An 18,684-nucleotide genomic window follows, 5' to 3' on the forward strand; every position below is an offset into this window, starting at 1 on the left:
CCTCAGCCGGCTGCCAAAACCCCGGCTTCCCCGCAGCGGAAGCCGGGGTTTTTACTGGATGAATGAACGGTGTATGTTGTATAAAGCTTTGATAATCAATTAATTATTTTCAAACTGAGTAAGCCAGGCAATTGCCAGCTTTAGCCTGCCGCGCTTCGCCCCTGCCTTCCCAACGGAAAGCAGGCAGGCGGGTGGCTTTTTGCGGCGCGCGTAACCCCGATGCTGCGCCGCCTGCACCCCTCGCTGCTGCCCGGAAACCACCGGGGGCGCGTTAACGAAATCAGCCCCTTCCGCTATGAGCCCAAAAACCCCGGCCGTCCCGTCCCCGTCCGCCTCGCCGCCGGCTAAGGGCTTGGTGCAATCTGACTTAGCGAGCCTGCGGGCGCAGTTTGGGTACAATGAGGTGCTGGAAAAGAAGCCCAATCCGGTGCTGTTGTTTGCCAAAAAGTTCTGGGGCCTCACGGCGTGGCTGCTGGAGATAATCATTGGCTTGTCCTGGTTTTTGCACAAGTTTGCCGATGTGTATACCGTGCTGGGGCTGCTGATTTTCAACGCCGTCATTGGCTTCACCCAGGAGCACAACGCCGCCAAGGCCGTGGCAGCGCTGAAAAAAAAGCTGCAAATCAACGTCAAGCTCCTGCGGGATGGGCAATGGACTACCCGGGCCGCCCGCGAACTGCTGCCCGGCGATGTTGTGCGCGTGCGCAGCGGCGACTTCGTGCCGGCCGACGTGCAGCTTACCCAGGGCGCGGTGCGCCTCGACCAGGCGGCGCTGACCGGCGAATCGGGCGCCGTTGCCAAAAAGGTGGGCGACACCCTGTACTCCGGCTCCATCGTCACCAAAGGCGAGGCAACGGGCACCGTCACCCTGACCGGCCCGCGCACTTACTACGGCAAGACCATCGCGCTGGTCAACACCGCCCAGCCGCAGTCGCACATCGAGGCGGTCGTTGGCAGCGTAACCCGGTGGCTGCTGGCCATTGTGGGCACGTTGCTGGCCGTGGCGCTCGGGGTCGCGGTTAGCAAAGGCCTCCACGTGCTCCAGCTAATGCCCCTGCTGCTGGTGCTGCTGCTCGGGGCCGTGCCGGTGGCCCTGGGGGCCCTGTTCACGGTAAGTATGGCGCTGGCTTCCCGGCAGTTGGTGGCCCAGGGGGTACTGGTTACGCGGCTCAGCGCGCCCGACGACGCGGCCAGCATGGACGTACTGTGCGTGGACAAAACGGGTACCCTGACCCTGAACCAGCTCACCGTGGGCACCGTGCAGCCGGCCGACGGCTTCGGCGCCGACGACGTGCTGCGCCTGGGCGCCCTGGCCTCGCAGGAAGCCGACCACGACGCCATCGACCTGGCTTTTATCGCCGCAGCCCGCCAGAAAAGCCTGCTGGATAGCACGTTCGTGCAAAAGACGTTCGTGCCCTTCGACCCCCAGACCCGCCGCACCGAAGCCCAGATTCAGCACGGGCCCGCAACGTTTTTGGTGCTGAAAGGCGCGTTCGCCAGCCTGGCGGCGGCCTGCGGGCTCGATGCGGCGGCCACGGCCGCGTGGGCCGCCAAAGTCGCCGCGGCGGCCCGGCAAGGCTACCGCACGCTGGCCGTGGCCACGGCCACGGGGGCGGCCCCGCCCCGCCTGGTGGGGCTGGCCGACCTGCACGACGCGCCCCGGCCCGACTCGCGGCAGCTGGTGCAGGAGTTGAAGAGCCTGGGCGTGGCCGTTAAAATGCTCACCGGCGATGCCCGGCCCATTGCCATCCAGATTGCCACGGCCGTGGGCGTGGGCGGGGCAATCATTCAGGCCGCCGACCTCAAAAAGGCGGACCCGGCCCAGGTGGCGGCCCTGCTGGAGAAAAACGACGGGGTAGCCGGCGTTTACCCCGAGGATAAGTACGACATTGTCAAGGCTTTGCAGGCGGGTAGCCACATCGTGGGCATGACCGGCGACGGTGTGAACGATGCCCCCGCCCTGAAGCAGGCCGAAGTGGGCATTGCCGTGCGCAGCGCCACCGACGTGGCCAAGGGGGCGGCCAGCGTCGTGCTCACCCAGGATGGGCTGGTCAGCATCCTGGAGCCCATCAAAGTGGGCCGCATGATGTTCGAGCGCATCAACACCTGGATACTCAACAAGCTGGCGCGCACCATTCTCAAAACCTGCTTCGTGGTTGGGGCCTTCCTGGTGCTGGGCAAGTTCGTGATTTCCGCCGCCGCCATGCTGCTGCTGATTTTCATGACCGACTTCGTGAAAATCTCCCTGGCCACCGACCACGTGCAGTGGGCCCCGCAGCCGGCCCGCTGGAACATCCGCGGCCTGGCCAAAACGGGCATCGTCATTGGCCTGGCGATGACGCTGGAAGCCTTCGGGCTGCTGTACCTGGGCCTGCGCTACTTCCGGCTGGGCGCGGGCAGCGCGGCGCTCAGCACCTTTTGTTTCGAGCTGCTGCTCTTTTTTGCGCTGTTTTCCATCTTTGTGGTCCGCGAGAAGAGCCATTTCTGGCACTCGGCCCCGAGCCGCACCCTGCTGCTGCTGCTGCTGGCCGACATGGTGCTGGGCCTTGCGCTGGCCACTTTCGGGCTGCTGGGGTTCCAGGCCATTCCCCTCACGCAGTCCGTTGCGGTAATTGCCTACACCGCTGTCTGTTCCTTTGTAATCAATGACTTACTGAAAGTAGCGGTTTCGCGGCCCGCCCCGGCGGCCGGCCCGCCCCCGCCCGCTGTGTAGCCGGCCGCCGGGCCCCTGGCCGGGAAAGCCAGGGCCGGAGGCAGCCGGGTTTTTTGCGGGGTGAGCCCGCGCCGTGCGGTGCCTGCTTTGCCAGGTAGAGCGGGGTTCCAAGGCGCGCTATGCTGGGAGGCCGGGCACTCCAACGCTGAACAGCGTTGGTAGTAACCTGACAATAATCAGCTAGTAAGCCGATTATTGTCAGGGCCTTGCCCGGCCCGGCTCCTGACCTTTATGCCTAGCCCACTACCTGCCCGCCACGGGGCCCGGCGGGGCTTTCGCCGCTTAAAATACCCGCTTCATGGACAAGGACTTGCAAGGAAAAACGGCCTTGGTTACCGGGGCGGCGTCGGGCATTGGCCGGGCGGTGGCGCTGCTCTACGGGCAGCACGGGGCCAAGGTCATGGTGTCGGACATCGACGAGGCGCAAGGCCGGCAAGTAGTGGCCGAGCTGCAAGCCGACGGGGCCCAAGCCCGGTTTTTCACGGCCGACGTGGGCGATGCCGCCCAGTGCCGCCAGCTGGTGCAGGCCACCGTGGCCGCCTTCGGCACCCTCGACGTGGCCTGCAACAACGCCGGCATCACCGGCGAGCTGAGCCTGACGGCCGACTACTCCCTGGAGGGCTGGCAGCGCATCATCAACGTGAACCTGAACAGCGTGTTCTTCTGCCTCAAATACGAGCTGGAAGCGATGCTGAAGCAGGGCGCGGGTTCGATTATCAACATGTCGTCCATTTTGGGGCAGGTGGGCACGCCCACGCTGGCGGGCTACGTCGCGGCCAAGCACGCCGTGGTGGGCCTCACCCAAACGGCCGCCCAGGAGTACGCCGCCCAGGGCATCCGCCTCAACGCCGTGGGCCCCGGCTACGTCGATACGCCGCTGCTCAAGGATTTCAGCGCCGCCACCAAGCACGCGCTGGTGGGGCTGCACCCCATCGGCCGGCTGGGCCGGGCCGAGGAAGTGGCCGAGCTGGTCATCTGGCTCAGCTCCGACAAAGCCTCGTTCGTGACGGGCAGCTACTACCCCGTCGACGGCGGCTACCTGGCCAAATAAGCGCACCCTATTACCCCTTATTTCGATGAAAAAAACCGAATCCAAGCTGCAAGCTGCTCTTTCTGAAAGCCTACAAGCCAACCTGCCGGGCCTGAGCGAGCACCACGCCAAAAAGCTGCAAAAAACCGTGGCCCGCGCGACCAAAAAAATAGCCAAGAAGTTTGCCAAGCTGCTGGCCAAACAGCAAAAAACCGACAAAACGACCGTCGCCCAGACCGTTTCGCCAGTGCTCCGCAAGGCCGCCCGCCGCGTGGGCAAACCCGCCCCCAAGCCCGCCACCCGCCCGAAAGCCCGTGCCGCCGCCAGCTAGTCCGTGCACCCTTCGATGGCTGATTCTCTGCCCTTTCCGGCGCGCACGCCCCCAATCACCACGCTCTTCGTGGACGTTGGGGGCGTGCTGCTCAGCAACGGCTGGGGCCTGGCCTCGCGGCAGCTGGCGGCCACCACTTTCGGGCTGGAGGCGGCCGAGATGGAGCGGCGGCACCACCTGCTGTTCAGCACCTACGAGCTGGGCCGGCTGAGCCTGGCCGACTACCTGCGGCAGGTGGTTTTCTACCGGCCCCGGTCGTTCAGCGCGGCTGATTTTCAGGAATTCATGTTCGCCCAATCGCTGCCCTGTCCTGAGATGCTGGCGCTGCTACCGCCGCTGAAAGCCCGCTACCAACTCAAAATCGCCGTGGTCAGCAACGAGGGCCGCGAGCTGAACGCGCACCGGATTCACGCGTTCGGGCTGGCCGGGTTCGTGGATTTCTTCGTGTCGTCCTCCTTCGTGGGCCTCAGCAAGCCCGACAGCAACATCTTTCGCCTGGCCCTCGACCTGGCGCAGGTGCCGGCCGCGCAGGTACTGTACCTGGACGACCAGCCGCTGTTCGTGGGCGTAGCGGCCGGCCTGGGTATTCAGGGGATTTGCCACGTCGATTATGCCTCCACCTGCACCCAGCTGGCCGCCTTTGGCCTGACGCTTTGACTAACGCGCCGCCCGCAGCTGCGCCGGGCTGGGGTTTCGGGGCCCGGAGCTCAACGCGGCCCACAACGCCACCCGCGCCGCCGTGATTTCCAGCGCCGGCAGCCGGGTGGTGGTGCGCGTGATTCCGGCCGATGAGGAGCGGCTGATGGCGGGACTGGTGGCGGCGTGCCTGTAGGTCGGGGTCCGGTCCGCCGGCGCAAGCCGGCCGACCGGTTGACGCTGCTTCGTCCGCATCTACTACCAATAACCAGCATATCCCAGTGATAATCAAATTTTTGCTAACTGTGAGCAGACGATTAGCCAATGCTTCCTAACGACAACCGGTCGGCCAGCTCGCGCCGGCGGACCGGAGCATAATGAGCTAAAATTCAACGAATTAACCCAACAAACCCCATGTCCGCTACCCTCCTCGCGCCCCCCATCGCCCGGCCCACTTCCACGCCACTTTCCCCCGAAGTTCTTCAGCGCCTCGACGCCTACTGGCGGGCGGCCAACTACCTCTCGGTGGGTCAGATATACCTGTGCGACAACCCCTTGCTGCGCGAGCCGCTGCAGCTGGCGCACGTCAAGAAGATGCTGCTGGGGCACTGGGGCACCACGCCGGGCCAGAACTTCATCTACACCCACCTCAACCGGGTTATCAAGCGGCGCGACTTGAACATGATTTACCTCTCGGGGCCCGGGCACGGCGGGCCGGCGGTGGTGGCGGGCACTTATTTGGAAGGCACCTACAGCGAGGTGTACCCGAATATCAGCCAGGACGAAATTGGGCTGAAGCGGCTGTTTACGCAGTTTTCGTACCCCGGCGGGATTTCCAGCCACGCCTCGCCCCAAACGCCGGGCTCCATCCACGAGGGCGGCGAGCTGGGCTACTCGCTCAGCCACGCCTTCGGGGCGGTGTTTGATAACCCGGAGCTGATTGTGGCCTGCGTAATTGGCGACGGGGAGGCCGAAACCGGGCCCCTGGCCACCGCCTGGCACTCCAATAAGTTCCTGAACCCGGCCACCGACGGCGCGGTGCTGCCCATTCTGCACCTCAACGGCTACAAGATTTCCAACCCCACGGTGCTGGCCCGCATCACGCCCGAAGAGCTCGACCAGCTGCTGCGCGGCTACGGCTGGATGCCCTACTACGTGGAGGGCCACGAGCCCGCGCTGATGCACCAGGCCATGGCCGCCGCCCTGGAAGAGGTGGTCTGCGACATCCACCAGATTCAGCAGCGCGCCCGCGAGCACGGCGACCTCACCCGGCCCCGCTGGCCGCTCATTGTGCTGAAGTCGCCCAAGGGCTGGACCGGCCCGAAGGAAGTGGACGGCGTGCCCAACGAGGGCACCTTCCGGTCGCACCAGGTGCCGCTGGCCGTGTCGGCCACCGCGCCGCCCGAGCACTTGGCGCAGCTAGAAGCCTGGCTGCGAAGCTACCGGCCCGAAGAATTATTTGACGAGGCCGGCCGCCTGCGCCCCGAGCTGGCCGAGCTGGCCCCGCGCGGCGAGCGCCGGATGGGGGCCAATCCCAACGCCAACGGCGGCCTACTGCTGCACGATTTGCACCTGCCCGACTACTGCGACTATGCCGTGGCCGTGCCGTCGCCGGGCAGCGTGGAGGCCAGCGACACGGGCACGGTGGGCCAGTTTTTGCGCGACGTGCTGAAGCTGAACGCGGCCCCGCGCAACTTCCGCGTTTTCGGACCCGACGAAACGCTGTCCAATAAGCTTGATGCCGTATTTGAGGCCACCAACCGCCAGTGGGACGCCGCGGTGGCGGTCAACGACGAGTTTCTGGCGCCCGACGGGGGCGTGATGGAGATGCTGAGCGAGCACCAGTGCGAGGGCTGGCTCGAAGGCTACCTGCTCACCGGTCGCCACGGGTTGTTTAATAGCTACGAGGCGTTCGTGCACATCGTGGATTCGATGTTCAACCAGCACGCCAAGTGGCTGAAGCTGACGCTTGAAATACCGTGGCGGCGCAAAATCGCCTCGCTCAACTACCTGCTCACGAGCACCGTGTGGCGACAGGACCACAACGGCTTCACGCACCAGGACCCCGGCTTTATCGACCACGTTATCAACAAGAAAGCCAGTATCGTGCGCGTGTACCTGCCGCCCGATGCCAACTGCCTGCTCTCGGTGATGGACCACTGCCTGCGCAGCCGCCACTACGTGAACGTGATTGTGGCCGGCAAGCACCCCGCCCCCCAGTGGCTGAGCCTGGACGCGGCCCGCACCCACTGCGCCGAGGGAATTGGCTTGTGGCCGTGGGCCAGCACCGATGCCGGCCAGGAGCCCGACGCCGTGCTGGCCTGCTGCGGCGACGTGCCCACCCTCGAAATCCTGGCCGCCGCCAGCATCCTGCGCGAGCACCTGCCGGAGCTGAAAATCCGGGTCGTCAACGTCGTGGATTTGCTGAAGCTGGAGCGCAGCACCGAGCACCCGCACGGCCTGGATGAGGCCGACTACGACGCGCTGTTCACCCGCGACAAACCCGTCATTTTTGCCTTCCACGGCTACCCCTGGCTGGTGCACCGCCTCACCTACAACCGCGCTAATAACCAGCACATGCACGTGCGCGGCTACAAGGAGGAAGGCACCATCACCACGGCCTTCGACATGACGGTGCTCAACGACATGGACCGCTTCCACCTGGCCATGGACGTGCTCGACCGCGTACCGGGCCTCGGCAACAAGGGCGCGTATCTCAAGCAGCACCTCAAGGACAAGCTGGTGGAGCACCGCCAGTACATCACCACCCACGGCGAGGACATGCCCGAAATCCGCAACTGGCAGTGGAAGGCCTAGCGCCGGCCATGTTATGCTGCGCTTCCCCGGTCCAGGTGCCGGTCCGACGGCGGAGCCGGCCGACCGGTTGACGGGTGCGCCGCTTGGCCGGTCGGGCAGTCCTCGTTCCCATGACAACTGGTCGGCTGGCACCGCCAGCGGACCGGTTGTCGTGGGAAGCTCTTAGAGCGGTTTCTGGGTCAGTGGCTAGTTGGGCGGCGGTTCCCGGTCCGCCGGCGCGAGCCGGCCGACCGGTTGTCGTTGGTAAACCCGCACCGTGCAACGACAACCGGTCGGCCGGCTCGCGCCGGCGGACCGGACACTGACTACGAAACTGCTCTAATGACAGACGTTTTGAGTTTCTAAACAGCTTTTCCTTCCCCCTTATCATGATAAAAATAACCCGCTTCCTGCCCTTGCTACTGCTCCTCGCCATTGGCGGCCCCGCCCACGCGCAAACCACCCCGCAGCCAAAATCGGCGGCTGCCGCGAAGAAGGCCCCAGCCGATTACTGCACGCTGAAAAACGGCAAAATGACCCGGATGAAAAACGGCAAAGCCATGCCCATGATGGCCAGCATGACCATGGCCGACGGCACCAAATGCCTCCCCGACGGCACTTGCCAAAGCAAGGACGGCACCACCCATAAGATGAAAGAGGGCGAGTGCATGATGATGAACGGCAAGATGACCATGCACCCCGACTCGGCCATGCACCCCGGTATGATGAAGATGGGCAGCATGAAAATGTAGCGGGTAGGCGCGTAACCGGTCCGCTTAGCTGGGCATCACCCTTGGCAGTGGGCCCGTCGCGGCCCGCTGCTTTCCCCTTTTTTCGCTGCCGCTGGCCTTATGACGCCCTCCCCCGAACCCACAACTGCCCCGCCGCAGGCAACCCCGGCCAAGGCCGCCGCTTCGGCGACGCCTTCTACCCCGGCTAAACCCCTGGGCTATAGTCAGATGGGTCATAGTCAGATGGACCATAGCCAGATGGATCACGGCGCCATGGGCGGGCACGACCACGGGGCCATGCTGGCCGATTTCCTGCGCCGCTTTTGGCTATGCGTGGCGCTGTCGGTGCCCATCATCGGCTTGTCGATGATGTTTCAGCAGCTGGTGGGCTACCACTTGGTGCTGCCCTACGGCACGCCGGTGGTGCTGGTGCTGGCCACGGTCATTTACGGCTACGGCGGCTGGCCCTTCTTCAGCGGCACGGTGGGGGAGCTGCGCAGCCGGCAGCCGGGTATGATGTCGCTGGTAGCGATAGCCATCACGGTGGCCTATGGCTACAGCGTGGTGGTGCTGCTGGGCTGGCTGCGGGGCACCGACCTGCTGCTGGAGCTGGCCACCCTCATCGACATTATGCTGCTGGGCCACTACCTCGAAATGAAGTCGGTGGCCGGGGCCTCGCGGGCGCTGGAATTATTAGTACAGCTACTACCCGCCGAGGCCCACCAAAAGCAGGGCAACGCCCTCAACGACGTGCAAGTGAGCGCCTTGGTAGTGGGCGACGTGGTGCTGGTGCGGCCCGGCGAGCGCATCCCGGCCGATGGCGAGGTGGTGGCCGGCAGCAGCGCCGTAAACGAAAGTATGCTGACCGGCGAGAGCACGCCGGCCCCCAAGCAAACGGGGGCTAAGGTCATTGCCGGCGCGCTCAACGGCACGGGCGCGCTCACGGTGCGCGTCACGCACCAGGGCGCCGACAGCTACCTGAGCAAGGTGGTTCAACTGGTGGCCGAGGCCCAGCAAACCAAGTCCAAAACCCAGACCCTGGCCGACCGCGCCGCCGCCTGGCTCACGGGCCTCTCGCTGGTGGCCGGGCTGGGCACGCTGGCCGCGTGGCTCTGGCTGGGCAAGGGCGCGGCCTTCGCCATCGAGCGCATGGTGACGGTGATGGTCACGGCCTGCCCGCACGCGCTGGGCATGGCCATTCCGCTGGTGGTGGCCATTTCTACCTCCATTTCGGTCCGCAAGGGCCTGCTCATCCGCAACCGCACGGCCTTCGAGGAAGCCCGCAAGATTACGGCGATGGTGTTCGACAAAACCGGCACCCTCACCGAAGGCACCTTCGGCGTGACCCGCGTGCAGGTGCTGGCCGCCGGCCTCGACGAAGCCGCCCTGCTGGGTACCGCCGCCGCCCTCGAGCAGCAGTCGCAGCACCCCATTGCCCAGGGCATTGCGGCCGAAGCCAAGAAGCGCGGCCTGCCGCTGCCGGCCATTCAGGATTTTAAATCATTGACTGGCAAGGGAGTAACCGCCACCGTGAACGGTAAGGCGGTGGTAGTAGCCAGCCCCGGCTACCTCAAGGAACAGCACATCACGCCGCCCCCCGCCGCCGTCAGCAACGGGGCCGAAACGGTAGTGTTTGTGCTAATAGACGGTAAGCTGGCCGGCTACATCGCCCTGGCCGACCGCATCCGCCCCGATTCTCAGGATGCCGTGCAGCGCCTGCAACAGCAGGGCATCAAGGTGTACATGGCCACCGGCGACAACCAGCAGGTGGCCGACGCCGTGGCCAAAACCCTGGGCCTCGACGGCGTGTACGCCGAAGTGCTGCCCGACCAGAAAGTAAAGATTATTAAAGACTTGCAGGCCCAGGGTCAGTTCGTGGCCATGACCGGCGACGGCGTGAACGACGCGCCCGCCCTGGCCCAGGCCAACGTGGGCATCGCCGTGGGCTCGGGCACCGACATCGCCGCCGAAACCGCCGACATCATCCTGGTCAACAGCCGGCCCACCGACATCACCAACCTGGTCGAATTTGGCAAGGCCACCTACGCCAAGATGCGGCAAAACCTGTTTTGGGCCACGGGCTACAACGTGGTGGCCGTGCCGCTGGCGGCGGGGGTGCTCTACCCGCATTTCGTGCTGAGCCCCGCCATGGGCGCGGTGCTCATGAGCGTGAGCACCGTCATCGTGGCCCTGAACGCGCAGCTGCTGCGCCGCGAGCTGAAGTAGGCCCGCGCATTGCCGGCCAAAAGCCCATTGCGGCGCTCACCGACCAGCGCGGCTCACCGTTTTTCATAAATTATAATCCTATGAACATAAGCATCTTAGCTGCCATCGCCCAGGCGCTGGTGGCCCCCGGCAAAGGCCTGCTGGCGATGGACGAGAGCACCGGCACCTGCAACGCCCGCTTCGCCGCCCAGGGCCTCCCCCAAACCGTGGAAGTCCGCCGCGCCTACCGCGAGCTGCTGGTGACCACGCCGGGCCTGGGCGAAGGCATCAGCGGGGCCATCCTGTTTGATGAAACCATCCGGCAGCGCACCACGGCGGGCGTTTCCTTCGTGGAAATTTTGCAGCGGGCGGGCATTATTCCGGGCATCAAGGTGGACCTGGGCGCGCACGAGCTGGCCGGCTTTCCCGGCGAGCAGGTGACCGAAGGGCTCGACGGCCTGCGCCCGCGCCTGGCCGAATACGTGCAGCTGGGGGCCCGCTTCGCCAAGTGGCGGGCGGTGCTCACCATCGGCCACGACCGGCCCAGCCGGGCCGGCCTCGCGGCCAATGCCCACGCCCTGGCCCGCTACGCCGCCCTGTGCCAGGCCACCGGCCTGGTGCCCATCGTGGAGCCCGAAGTGCTGCTGACCGGCCCCCACTCGCTGGCCCGCTGCGCCGCCGTAACCGAGGAAGTGCTGCACGAGGTATTTGCCCAGCTGCGCACCCAGGGCGTGGCCCTGGAAGGCATGTTGTTGAAGCCCAGCATGGTACTGGCCGGGGCCGACTGCCCCCAGCAGCCCACCACCGCGCAGGTGGCCGACGCTACCGTAGCCTGCCTGCTGCGCACGGTGCCAGCGGCCGTGCCGGGCGTGGCATTTTTGTCGGGTGGGCAGTCGCCCGAGGACGCCACGCGCCACCTGGCGGCCATGCACGAGCGGTTTGCCGGCCGGCTGCCGTGGGCGCTCACCTTTTCGTTTGGCCGGGCCCTGCAACAGCCAGCCCTGGCCATCTGGGCCGGGCAGGCGGCCAACGTGCCCGCCGCGCAGCAGGCCCTGCTGGCGCGCGTGCACAGCAACGCGGTGGCGGTTGGCGCGGGTAGCGTGGTGGCTAGCGCAGCATAAGCGAGGTGCGCAGATTGCTGACAATCAAAGTTTTGCTCACGACTTCTCAACCTCTTCTCAATCATGGAAATAACTAAAATGAATGCCCGAGCCGGCCACGTATTGCTCGCCGCGTTGGCGGGGGTAGGGGCCGGGGTGCTTGGCGGGGTGCTGCTGGCCCCCACCGGCGGGGCGGCAACCCGCCAAAACCTGAAGGACTTGGCGCATAAATACGTCGGCTTGGCCAGCGAGCAGCAACAGGAGGCTAGCCACCACCTGGCCGAGCGGGCCACCCGGCTCGGGTGTGCTTATAAAGACCTGAAGAGTAGCTGCTTGGGCTACTTGCAGCGGTGGGGATTGCTGCCGGAAGCCCCCCGCCGCCCCTACTAAACGCGCCCCTCGTAGGGCGGCAGCCGGGCCAAATGGGTCCGGTATGCCGCCCCGCGAGGGGCGCGTTATGCATCTGCTTACCGCTGATTTACAGCGCGTTCAGCAGCTTGACGATTTGGCGTTTGCGCTTGCCGAGCTTGGCTTGCAGGCGGCCCACCAGCTCGTGGCCCTTGCCTTCCACGTAGGCCAGGTCGTCGTCCGTGAGCTGGGTGTAGGCGTGTTGCAGCTTGCCTTTGAGCTGGTCCCAGTCGCCGCGCAGGTGCAGGCGGTGGTCCACGCGCAGGTTGCGGAATTTGCGGCGGCGCGCAAGGCCTTTCTCGGAGTAGAGCAGGACCCCGGCGAGGGCCCCCACGCCGGCGCCGGCGAGGGCAGTGAGTAATACTTTACCGGTCTTGTTTTTGGGCGTTTCGGCTGTCATGGGAAGCAAGCTAAAAAATGGGTGAGGGGGCCGCCAGCCGACTTTGATGCTCGGCGGTGGGGTTTAGCAAAGGTTCCGCTGCCGCCCGCCGCGCGGCCCTGACTAGCATCAGGCCATTAGCTGACGTTCGTCATGGGCCGGCCAGGGAGCTTACCGGAACCTTGCAAGTAGGTTTTTCCTGCCTAAAAAAGGTCATGCGGACCACCGGGAAGCATTTCGCGCGGTGCAGTGACCTCGAGCAGAGACGAAGCGTCTTGCTCGCTTCGTCTCTGCTCGAGGTCACTGCACCGCGCGGGCTGACGACGTTTTTTGGTGCTACTACGTTGCCGCATCCCGCGGCCCCTTCCCGACAACCCGCAGCCACTTTGTGCCCTGACCCGTCCTGTTTTGCCATGGAACCGATGACCACCCTTACGACAATACTGGCCCAGCTCAAGGAAGAGGGCTACACCGAGGATTTTAACCTGCAAGACCGCCACCTGGCCGGCCAGGGCCCGGCCATCCGATTGGCGCCGCACGAGTTTGCGGTAGACAAATATTACCGCTTCGAGGGCAATTCCGACCCCGACGACGAGGCCGTGGTGTACGCCATCTCGTCGGCCAAATTCAACCTGAAAGGCACCCTGGTCAACGGCTACGGCATCTACAGCGACGCCGCTTCGGATGCGCTGGTGCAGGCCCTAAAGGAAAAAACAGCTGCTTGCTGATTCTTCAAGTAACACATTTCCATCACTTATCCTTCCCACCCTCATGGCCATCCAAACAACCAATCCCGCCACCAACCAAGTCGTCTGCTCGTTCGAGGAGATGACCGACTTGGCCGTGGACGCCGCCGTGGCCCAGGCCACCACCGCCTTCGACGCCTGGAAAACCACGACCCACGCCCACCGGGCCACCCTGCTGCACCAGGTGGCCGACCTGCTGCGGGCGCAGCAGGAGCCCCTGGCCCGGCTCATCACCCTGGAAATGGGTAAGCTCCTGGCCCAGGCAAAGGGCGAAATCAACCTGAGCGCCGACATTTTTGACTACTACGCCGAGCACGGGGCCGAGTTTCTGGCCGATAAGCCGCTGCACCCGGACCACGGCTCGGCGCTGGTGCGGCCCAGCCCGGTGGGCGTGCTGCTGGGGGTCGAGCCCTGGAATTTTCCCTTTTACCAGGTGGCCCGGTTTGCCGCGCCCAACCTCATGATTGGCAACGTGGTGCTGGTGAAGCACGCCTCCAGCGTGCCGCAGTGCGGCATCGCCCTCGAGCGCCTGCTTCAGGAGGCCGGGGCCCCGGTGGGGCTCTACACCAACTTGCTCCTGGCCGGGGCGCGGGCCACGGCGTTGGTGAGCGATGCGCGCATTAAGGGCGTTTCGCTGACGGGGAGCGAGGCGGCGGGCGCGAGCGTTGCCGCCGCCGCCGGGCAGCACCTCAAGAAATCGGTGCTGGAGCTGGGCGGCAGCGATGCCTTCATCATCCTCGAAGACGCCGACCTCGACCAGGCGGTGCGCTGGGCCGTGGTGGGGCGCATCAACAACAACGGCGAGTGCTGCGTGGCGGCCAAGCGCTTCATCGCCGTCGAGGCCGTGGCCGACGAGTTCCTGGCAAAGTTCAAAACCAAGCTTTCGCAGCTCAAGGTGGGCGACCCAATGGACCCGGCCACCGAGCTGGGGCCCCTGAGCAGCGAAGGCGCCGCCGCCGAGCTGGCCAGCCAGGTGCAGCGGGCGGTGGCCGCCGGGGCCCAGGTGCTGCTGGGTGGCCACCGGTTGCCGGGGCCGGGCGCCTTCATGGAACCCACCATTCTGGCCGGCCTCGCCCCCGACAACCCCGCGTACCGCGAGGAGCTGTTTGGGCCGGTGGCGGCCTTTTACCGGGTGCCCGACGAGGCGGCGGCCATCGCGCTGGCCAACGACTCGCCGTTTGGGCTGGGCGGCTCGGTGTTCACCCAGGACGTGGCCCGGGGCCAGCGCGTGGCCGACCAGCTCGACACGGGCATGGTCTTCATCAACCACCCCACCTGGACGCAGCCCGACCTGCCCTTCGGCGGCACCAAAGGCTCGGGCTACGGCCGCGAGTTGGCCGCGCTGGGCATCGAGGAATTCGTCAATAAAAAGCTCATCCGCGTGAGCGCGGTCACCGACCCGTTTTAGCGCTGGCTAGGGGTGGGGCCACGCTCGCCGCGCAACCCCGCCCCCTGGCCCCGCATCTGCTTAATGCGCAGAGTCCGACGGGGAAGGGGAACTAGAGCAGTTCTCAGGTCGATGTACGGTCTGGCCGCTGCCGGTCGGCCGGCTTTTTCAGCCGGCCGACCGATTGTCGCTACGGAGCACAAGGGGCGGGTAGTCAACCGGTCGGCCGGCTGAAAAAGCCGGCGGACCAGACCGTACACCAACCTGAAAACCGCTCTAGTTCCCCTTCCCCGTCGGACTCTGCGCATTAAGCAGATGCGGGGCCAGGGGATGGGGGTGCGCGGCGAGCGAGACGCTAGCGCTTAGTGGCGCTAGGGCTAGGGGGCAGGGTAACCCGTGGAGGTCGTAACGGCCCTGATAGGAGGGGTTTTTCCGCAAGTTGCCGGCCGGCCAAATAGCTGACCGGTTTTTCCATTTTCCATATGCGCCACCGGCTTTTATCCGAGTCCTCCACGCTCGTGCTCGACTACGACGCCGTGGACGACCTGCTGCACGCCCGCTGGGGCCCCGCGCAAACGCTGGCCTCCACCCGGGCCGGCTACGAGCAGATACTGGCCGTGCTGCCCACCCAGCACTGCCACCGCCTGCTCGACGACCGCCGCGCCGCGCACCTGATGTGGGACGAGCTGGCTACCTGGATGGCCACCGACTGGTACCCGCGCGCCCACGCGGCGGGCCTGCTGCGCCACGCCGTGGTGTTTGCGGCCGATTTTTTTGGGCACCTCGCCACCGCCCTGGTGCTGGCGCGGGTCGATGGCGATGGCCAGCTCATGGGCTTCGGCTCGGAAGCGGCGGCCCGCCAGATGCTGCTGGCCCCGTAGGCCCGCGCCCTTCCCTTTTCGTCCCCGCTATGCTGCTCGATACCAAGCTCCCGGCCACCTACCTCTTCCGGGGCATTCGCCCCGACCTGGTGCGGGTGCTGCTGATTTCCAGCTCTTTCCACCTGCTCAAGCTCGCGATTGGCACCTTCCTGCCGCCCGTGCCGCTGCAGCTGCCCACCATCCTGGGGAGCCTGATTTCGCTGCTGCTGGCCTTCAAAACCAACCAGTCGTACGAGCGCTGGTGGGAGGCCCGCAAGGTGTGGGGCGCCATCGTCAACGACTCGCGCGCGCTGGTGCTGCAGGCCGGCGGCTTCGTGCCCGAGGCCGTGCTGGCCGCCGCCCCGTGGCCGCTGCGCGCCCTGGCCCACCGCCAGATAGCCTGGTGCTACTGCCTCGGCGAAACCCTGCGCGGCCTGGATACCACCGCCACCCTCACGAAATTCCTGCCCCCCGCCGAGCTGCAATACACCCAAAATCAGGATAATAAGCCCCTGGCGCTGCTGGCCCTGCACACGGCGCAGCTCAAAAAGCTGTTTGAGCAAGGGGCGCTCAACGCTTACCAGCAGGTGCAGCTCGATGCCACGCTGGGGCGCCTCTGCGACGCGCTGGGCCAGGCCGAGCGCCTCAAGAGCACGGTGTTTCCGGCCAGCTACCGGCGGCTGGTGCATTTCTTCATCTACCTGTTTCTGCTCACGCTCTCGCTGGGGCTGGTGCAGGCCATCGGGCTCTGGGAAATTCCGGTGCTGCTCACCACCGCCTCCACGTTTTTCCTGCTCGAGCGCACCGCCCGCTACCTGCAAGACCCCTTCAGCAACCAGCCCACCGATACGCCGGTCACGGCCCTGGCCCGCACCGTGGAAATCAACCTGCGCCAGCTGCTGCACGAAAGCGCCGTGCCCGCGCCGCTCGCGCCCGAAGCCTTCTACTTGCTGTGAGGCGGCGGCCTCAATCCCGCGGCTCGGCCGGCAGCAGCAGCACGGGCACGGCGCAGTGGCGCAGCACCGAGGCCGTGACGCTGCGGTGAAACAGCTCGCCCAAAAAGCTGCGCGGCCGGGCCATGAGCACGAGCAAATCGGCCCGGGTGTCGGCCACGGCTTGCAGCACGCCGGTGGCGGGGTTCGGGGCGGCTTCTTCGTGCAACTCCAGCGGGGTGGCCGCCGGGAGCAGGCCGCTGGCGCGGACGTCGGCCAGCGCCAGCCGGCCGGGGGCCTGCCCGCGCTGCTCCTGCCGGGCCCGCACGTGGGCCACGGTGAAGGCGGCCGACCACGCAGCGAGCAGCGGGGCCAGCGCCAGGCTCGCGGCATTCGGCGTGAACGGCTCGCCATCGACGGCCACCAGCACGCGCCGGGGCGGGCCGACGCACGGGGCGCCGCGGGGCACCAGCAGCAGCGGCCGGTGGGTGGCGCGCAGCACGGGCAGCACTTGCTCCACCAGCAGGCGGTCGAGCAGGCTCTGCTCGGGGTTGAGGCCCATCGCCAGCAGCAGCGGCCGCTGCTGGCGCACGGCTTCGGCCACGCCATCGCATACGATGCCGGCGGCTTCCAGCACTTCGGGGTGGCCCGGCAGGCGGCGGGCCAGGGCGTGCAGGCCGGCCATGGTTTCGGCCTCATTGCGCTGGGTTTGCTCGGCCGCTGCGGCCACCAGCTCCGGCTCCAGCATCACGGGGTACGCTTCGAGGTGGAGCAGGGCCAGGCGCAGGTGCAGCGGGGCCCCCAGCGCGGCGGCGTAGCGGGCGGTGGGCTCAGCGGCTTCGGCGAAGTTGGCGAGAACGAGAATGGAAGCGTTCATAAGCAAGGCAAAAGACGGGGCATGGGAGAAGTATGCTAACAGCTTGCAATAGGCGCAAAAAAAAGGACGGTCGTACTGGGCTTGTCAAAGCGTCTCTGCCGCGGAAGTAGCGGTATGCTGTTGAGGTAGAGACGCTTCAGCAAGCGCAGTACGACCGCCTATCAGGCTAACGCTACGGTGCAGATGGCCTACAGCCCACCGGCGGTGGATACTACCAGGTCGTTGTCGACGTGGCGGGCCCCGGCCGCGTAGGCGTCGCGGGCGGCCTGCTCGCGGTCGAGCCAGGTGGCCACGGCGCCGGTGAGGGCGCCGGTGAAGGCGCTGATGAGCAGCCCATTAATTACGCCGCGCACGGCCGGGGCTATTGCCTCGGCCCGCTCGCTGGCCAGCAGGTTGTCGGTGATGCCCGTGAGCTGCGCGATGCCCCCTGGGTGGCCACGTCAACCAGGTGCGCGGGCACCCCTTTCTCGGTGAGGAAAAACAGCTCAACGGCGGCCGTGATGGCGGCGTCCGACAGGTGCTCGGCCGCGGCGGGTTGGGTGCCGTAAGCCAGCGTTTGCATGGGAAAGAACGAAAAGGGGTGGTGATGAAAGAAGCCACTGGCCCGGCCAGCGGCCGGTGTACCGCTGCCAAGGCCGGCCGGGGAACCGGCTGGCCTGGTGGGCCGCCCGATGCGCCGTAGTGCAGAAGCAACAGTCGGTGCTCATCCAAAGCAAAGCCCTGGTAATAATTGCCTGATTACTTGGCGTTTACCCCAAAATGCGCCCACCCTTTTATTGAGTAACTGCTGTTACGCAGTTCTTTAGCCAAAGAGCCCCCGGGGAGTAGCGCGAACTTTGTAGTTCGCGTCCCGGCGCCGTTCAAGCCATTCCAAAGGCGCTCCGTGGCGCGAACTACAAAGTTCGCGCCACGGAGCGCTGCGTACGAGCAGTGAGTAATTGCTCGCTTGTAGGAGTCAGCAGCCCACCGTAGTGCGCTGGTAGCCGCCGGACGAATCAGCCACGCTGGCTAGCCCTTCAGCCGATTGCCGGCAAGTTTGAAGCCCCGCTTAATATCCTGCCAGGCAGCGGCGGTAGCCTGGTCCGCTTTCGTAATGTCGGCAGCAAGCTCTACCCGCCGGGCCGCTAGTTTGGCGATTTCCTGACGATTCCTGGCCTTGATTTTGTCGTCTTCCCGCCTCATGTCGGCCCGCAGGGAGTCGGCCCTGGCATCGATAGCCCGCTGTTCTTTCCGCATGCCGGCCACTACTTGGGCGCGGTCTTTTCGGAAGTCGGCGGCCATTTCCTGGTTTTTTGCGCGCACATCGGCGGCCATTTCCTGGTTTTTTGCGCGCACATCGGATGCCACCTCGTGGGCGTCTGCTTTCATTGCATCACCGGTGCGTTCGAGCGCAACTGCGGTGCGCGATTCTCTGCGCTCGTCGGAATGGCACGCGCTGACCAGCAGCCCGCCCGCCAGCAACGGTGCGCTCAGGAGGAAGATTATTTTTTTCACAGCGGATTGGTCTGTAATGAATGAGGGGATTCCCGCTGGGCCCGCAGCTGCTGCTCGCG

At 65.9% G+C, this 18,684-nt stretch carries 18 protein-coding genes; 13 read left to right on the plus strand and 5 right to left on the minus strand.

Annotation, left to right across the window (positions count from 1 at the left end; all coding sequences use genetic code 11):
• Positions 1 to 295 precede the first annotated feature (295 nt).
• The 9 genes from HNP98_RS11900 to HNP98_RS11940 all read left to right on the plus strand — a co-directional run bounded on the left by HNP98_RS11900 (position 296) and on the right by HNP98_RS11940 (position 11,932).
• Complete coding sequence (locus HNP98_RS11900) at positions 296 to 2,713, plus strand: plasma-membrane proton-efflux P-type ATPase (RefSeq protein ID WP_246275099.1); 2,418 nt, start codon at positions 296 to 298, stop codon at positions 2,711 to 2,713.
• A gap of 298 nt (positions 2,714 to 3,011) precedes the next feature.
• Positions 3,012 to 3,764: an SDR family NAD(P)-dependent oxidoreductase gene (locus HNP98_RS11905; RefSeq protein ID WP_173810295.1), complete on the plus strand. Its 753-nt coding sequence runs from the start codon at positions 3,012 to 3,014 to the stop codon at positions 3,762 to 3,764.
• A gap of 25 nt (positions 3,765 to 3,789) precedes the next feature.
• Positions 3,790 to 4,074, plus strand: coding sequence for a hypothetical protein (locus tag HNP98_RS11910; RefSeq protein WP_173810296.1), 285 nt, complete (start codon positions 3,790 to 3,792; stop codon positions 4,072 to 4,074).
• 15 nt (positions 4,075 to 4,089) lie between these two features.
• Complete coding sequence (locus HNP98_RS11915) at positions 4,090 to 4,731, plus strand: HAD family hydrolase (protein ID WP_173810297.1); 642 nt, start codon at positions 4,090 to 4,092, stop codon at positions 4,729 to 4,731.
• 393 nt (positions 4,732 to 5,124) lie between these two features.
• The gene (locus HNP98_RS11920) at positions 5,125 to 7,527 is read left to right on the plus strand and encodes a phosphoketolase family protein (RefSeq protein WP_173810298.1); all 2,403 of its coding nucleotides are present in this window, start codon (positions 5,125 to 5,127) and stop codon (positions 7,525 to 7,527) included.
• A 368-nt stretch (positions 7,528 to 7,895) separates the two neighbouring features.
• Positions 7,896 to 8,258 (plus strand): DUF6799 domain-containing protein, encoded by a 363-nt coding sequence (locus HNP98_RS11925; RefSeq protein ID WP_173810299.1) that lies wholly within the window; start codon positions 7,896 to 7,898, stop codon positions 8,256 to 8,258.
• A gap of 237 nt (positions 8,259 to 8,495) precedes the next feature.
• The gene (locus HNP98_RS11930; RefSeq protein WP_246275100.1) at positions 8,496 to 10,463 is read left to right on the plus strand and encodes a heavy metal translocating P-type ATPase; all 1,968 of its coding nucleotides are present in this window, start codon (positions 8,496 to 8,498) and stop codon (positions 10,461 to 10,463) included.
• Between the two features lie 80 nt (positions 10,464 to 10,543).
• A complete protein-coding gene (locus HNP98_RS11935) occupies positions 10,544 to 11,563 on the plus strand; it encodes a class I fructose-bisphosphate aldolase (RefSeq protein ID WP_173810300.1) in 1,020 nt (339 codons plus the stop codon).
• Between the two features lie 78 nt (positions 11,564 to 11,641).
• Positions 11,642 to 11,932, plus strand: a complete 291-nt coding sequence (locus HNP98_RS11940) for a YtxH domain-containing protein (protein WP_173810301.1) — start codon at positions 11,642 to 11,644, stop codon at positions 11,930 to 11,932.
• 88 nt (positions 11,933 to 12,020) lie between these two features.
• On the opposite strand, the gene HNP98_RS11945 is transcribed toward HNP98_RS11940, so the two are convergent.
• Positions 12,021 to 12,350, minus strand: a complete 330-nt coding sequence (locus tag HNP98_RS11945) for a CsbD family protein (RefSeq protein WP_173810302.1) — start codon at positions 12,348 to 12,350, stop codon at positions 12,021 to 12,023.
• 392 nt (positions 12,351 to 12,742) lie between these two features.
• On the opposite strand from HNP98_RS11945, the gene HNP98_RS11950 reads away from it, so the two are divergent.
• From HNP98_RS11950 to HNP98_RS11965, 4 genes are all read left to right on the plus strand, one after another.
• A complete protein-coding gene (locus HNP98_RS11950; protein ID WP_173810303.1) occupies positions 12,743 to 13,057 on the plus strand; it encodes a phosphoribosylpyrophosphate synthetase in 315 nt (104 codons plus the stop codon).
• Positions 13,058 to 13,100: 43 nt separating this feature from the next.
• Positions 13,101 to 14,483 (plus strand): NAD-dependent succinate-semialdehyde dehydrogenase, encoded by a 1,383-nt coding sequence (locus HNP98_RS11955; protein ID WP_173810304.1) that lies wholly within the window; start codon positions 13,101 to 13,103, stop codon positions 14,481 to 14,483.
• 461 nt (positions 14,484 to 14,944) lie between these two features.
• Entirely contained in the window at positions 14,945 to 15,343 is a 399-nt protein-coding gene (locus tag HNP98_RS11960) for a hypothetical protein (RefSeq protein ID WP_173810305.1), read from the plus strand.
• Between the two features lie 29 nt (positions 15,344 to 15,372).
• Positions 15,373 to 16,278 (plus strand): bestrophin family protein, encoded by a 906-nt coding sequence (locus HNP98_RS11965; protein ID WP_173810306.1) that lies wholly within the window; start codon positions 15,373 to 15,375, stop codon positions 16,276 to 16,278.
• Positions 16,279 to 16,288: 10 nt separating this feature from the next.
• Here the strand turns inward: HNP98_RS11965 and HNP98_RS11970 are convergent, their stop codons facing one another.
• The 4 genes from HNP98_RS11970 to HNP98_RS11985 form a co-directional block, all read right to left on the minus strand.
• Positions 16,289 to 17,131, minus strand: coding sequence for a universal stress protein (locus HNP98_RS11970; protein WP_173810307.1), 843 nt, complete (start codon positions 17,129 to 17,131; stop codon positions 16,289 to 16,291).
• Between the two features lie 188 nt (positions 17,132 to 17,319).
• Complete coding sequence (locus HNP98_RS11975) at positions 17,320 to 17,484, minus strand: hypothetical protein (RefSeq protein ID WP_173810308.1); 165 nt, start codon at positions 17,482 to 17,484, stop codon at positions 17,320 to 17,322.
• An 8-nt stretch (positions 17,485 to 17,492) separates the two neighbouring features.
• On the minus strand, positions 17,493 to 17,693 hold the full coding sequence (locus HNP98_RS11980) for a hypothetical protein (protein ID WP_173810309.1): 201 nt from the start codon (positions 17,691 to 17,693) through the stop codon (positions 17,493 to 17,495).
• Between the two features lie 446 nt (positions 17,694 to 18,139).
• A complete protein-coding gene (locus HNP98_RS11985) occupies positions 18,140 to 18,625 on the minus strand; it encodes a hypothetical protein (protein WP_173810310.1) in 486 nt (161 codons plus the stop codon).
• Positions 18,626 to 18,684 lie beyond the last annotated feature (59 nt).

Source organism: Hymenobacter caeli, assembly GCF_013294115.1.
Taxonomy (GTDB): domain Bacteria; phylum Bacteroidota; class Bacteroidia; order Cytophagales; family Hymenobacteraceae; genus Hymenobacter; species Hymenobacter caeli.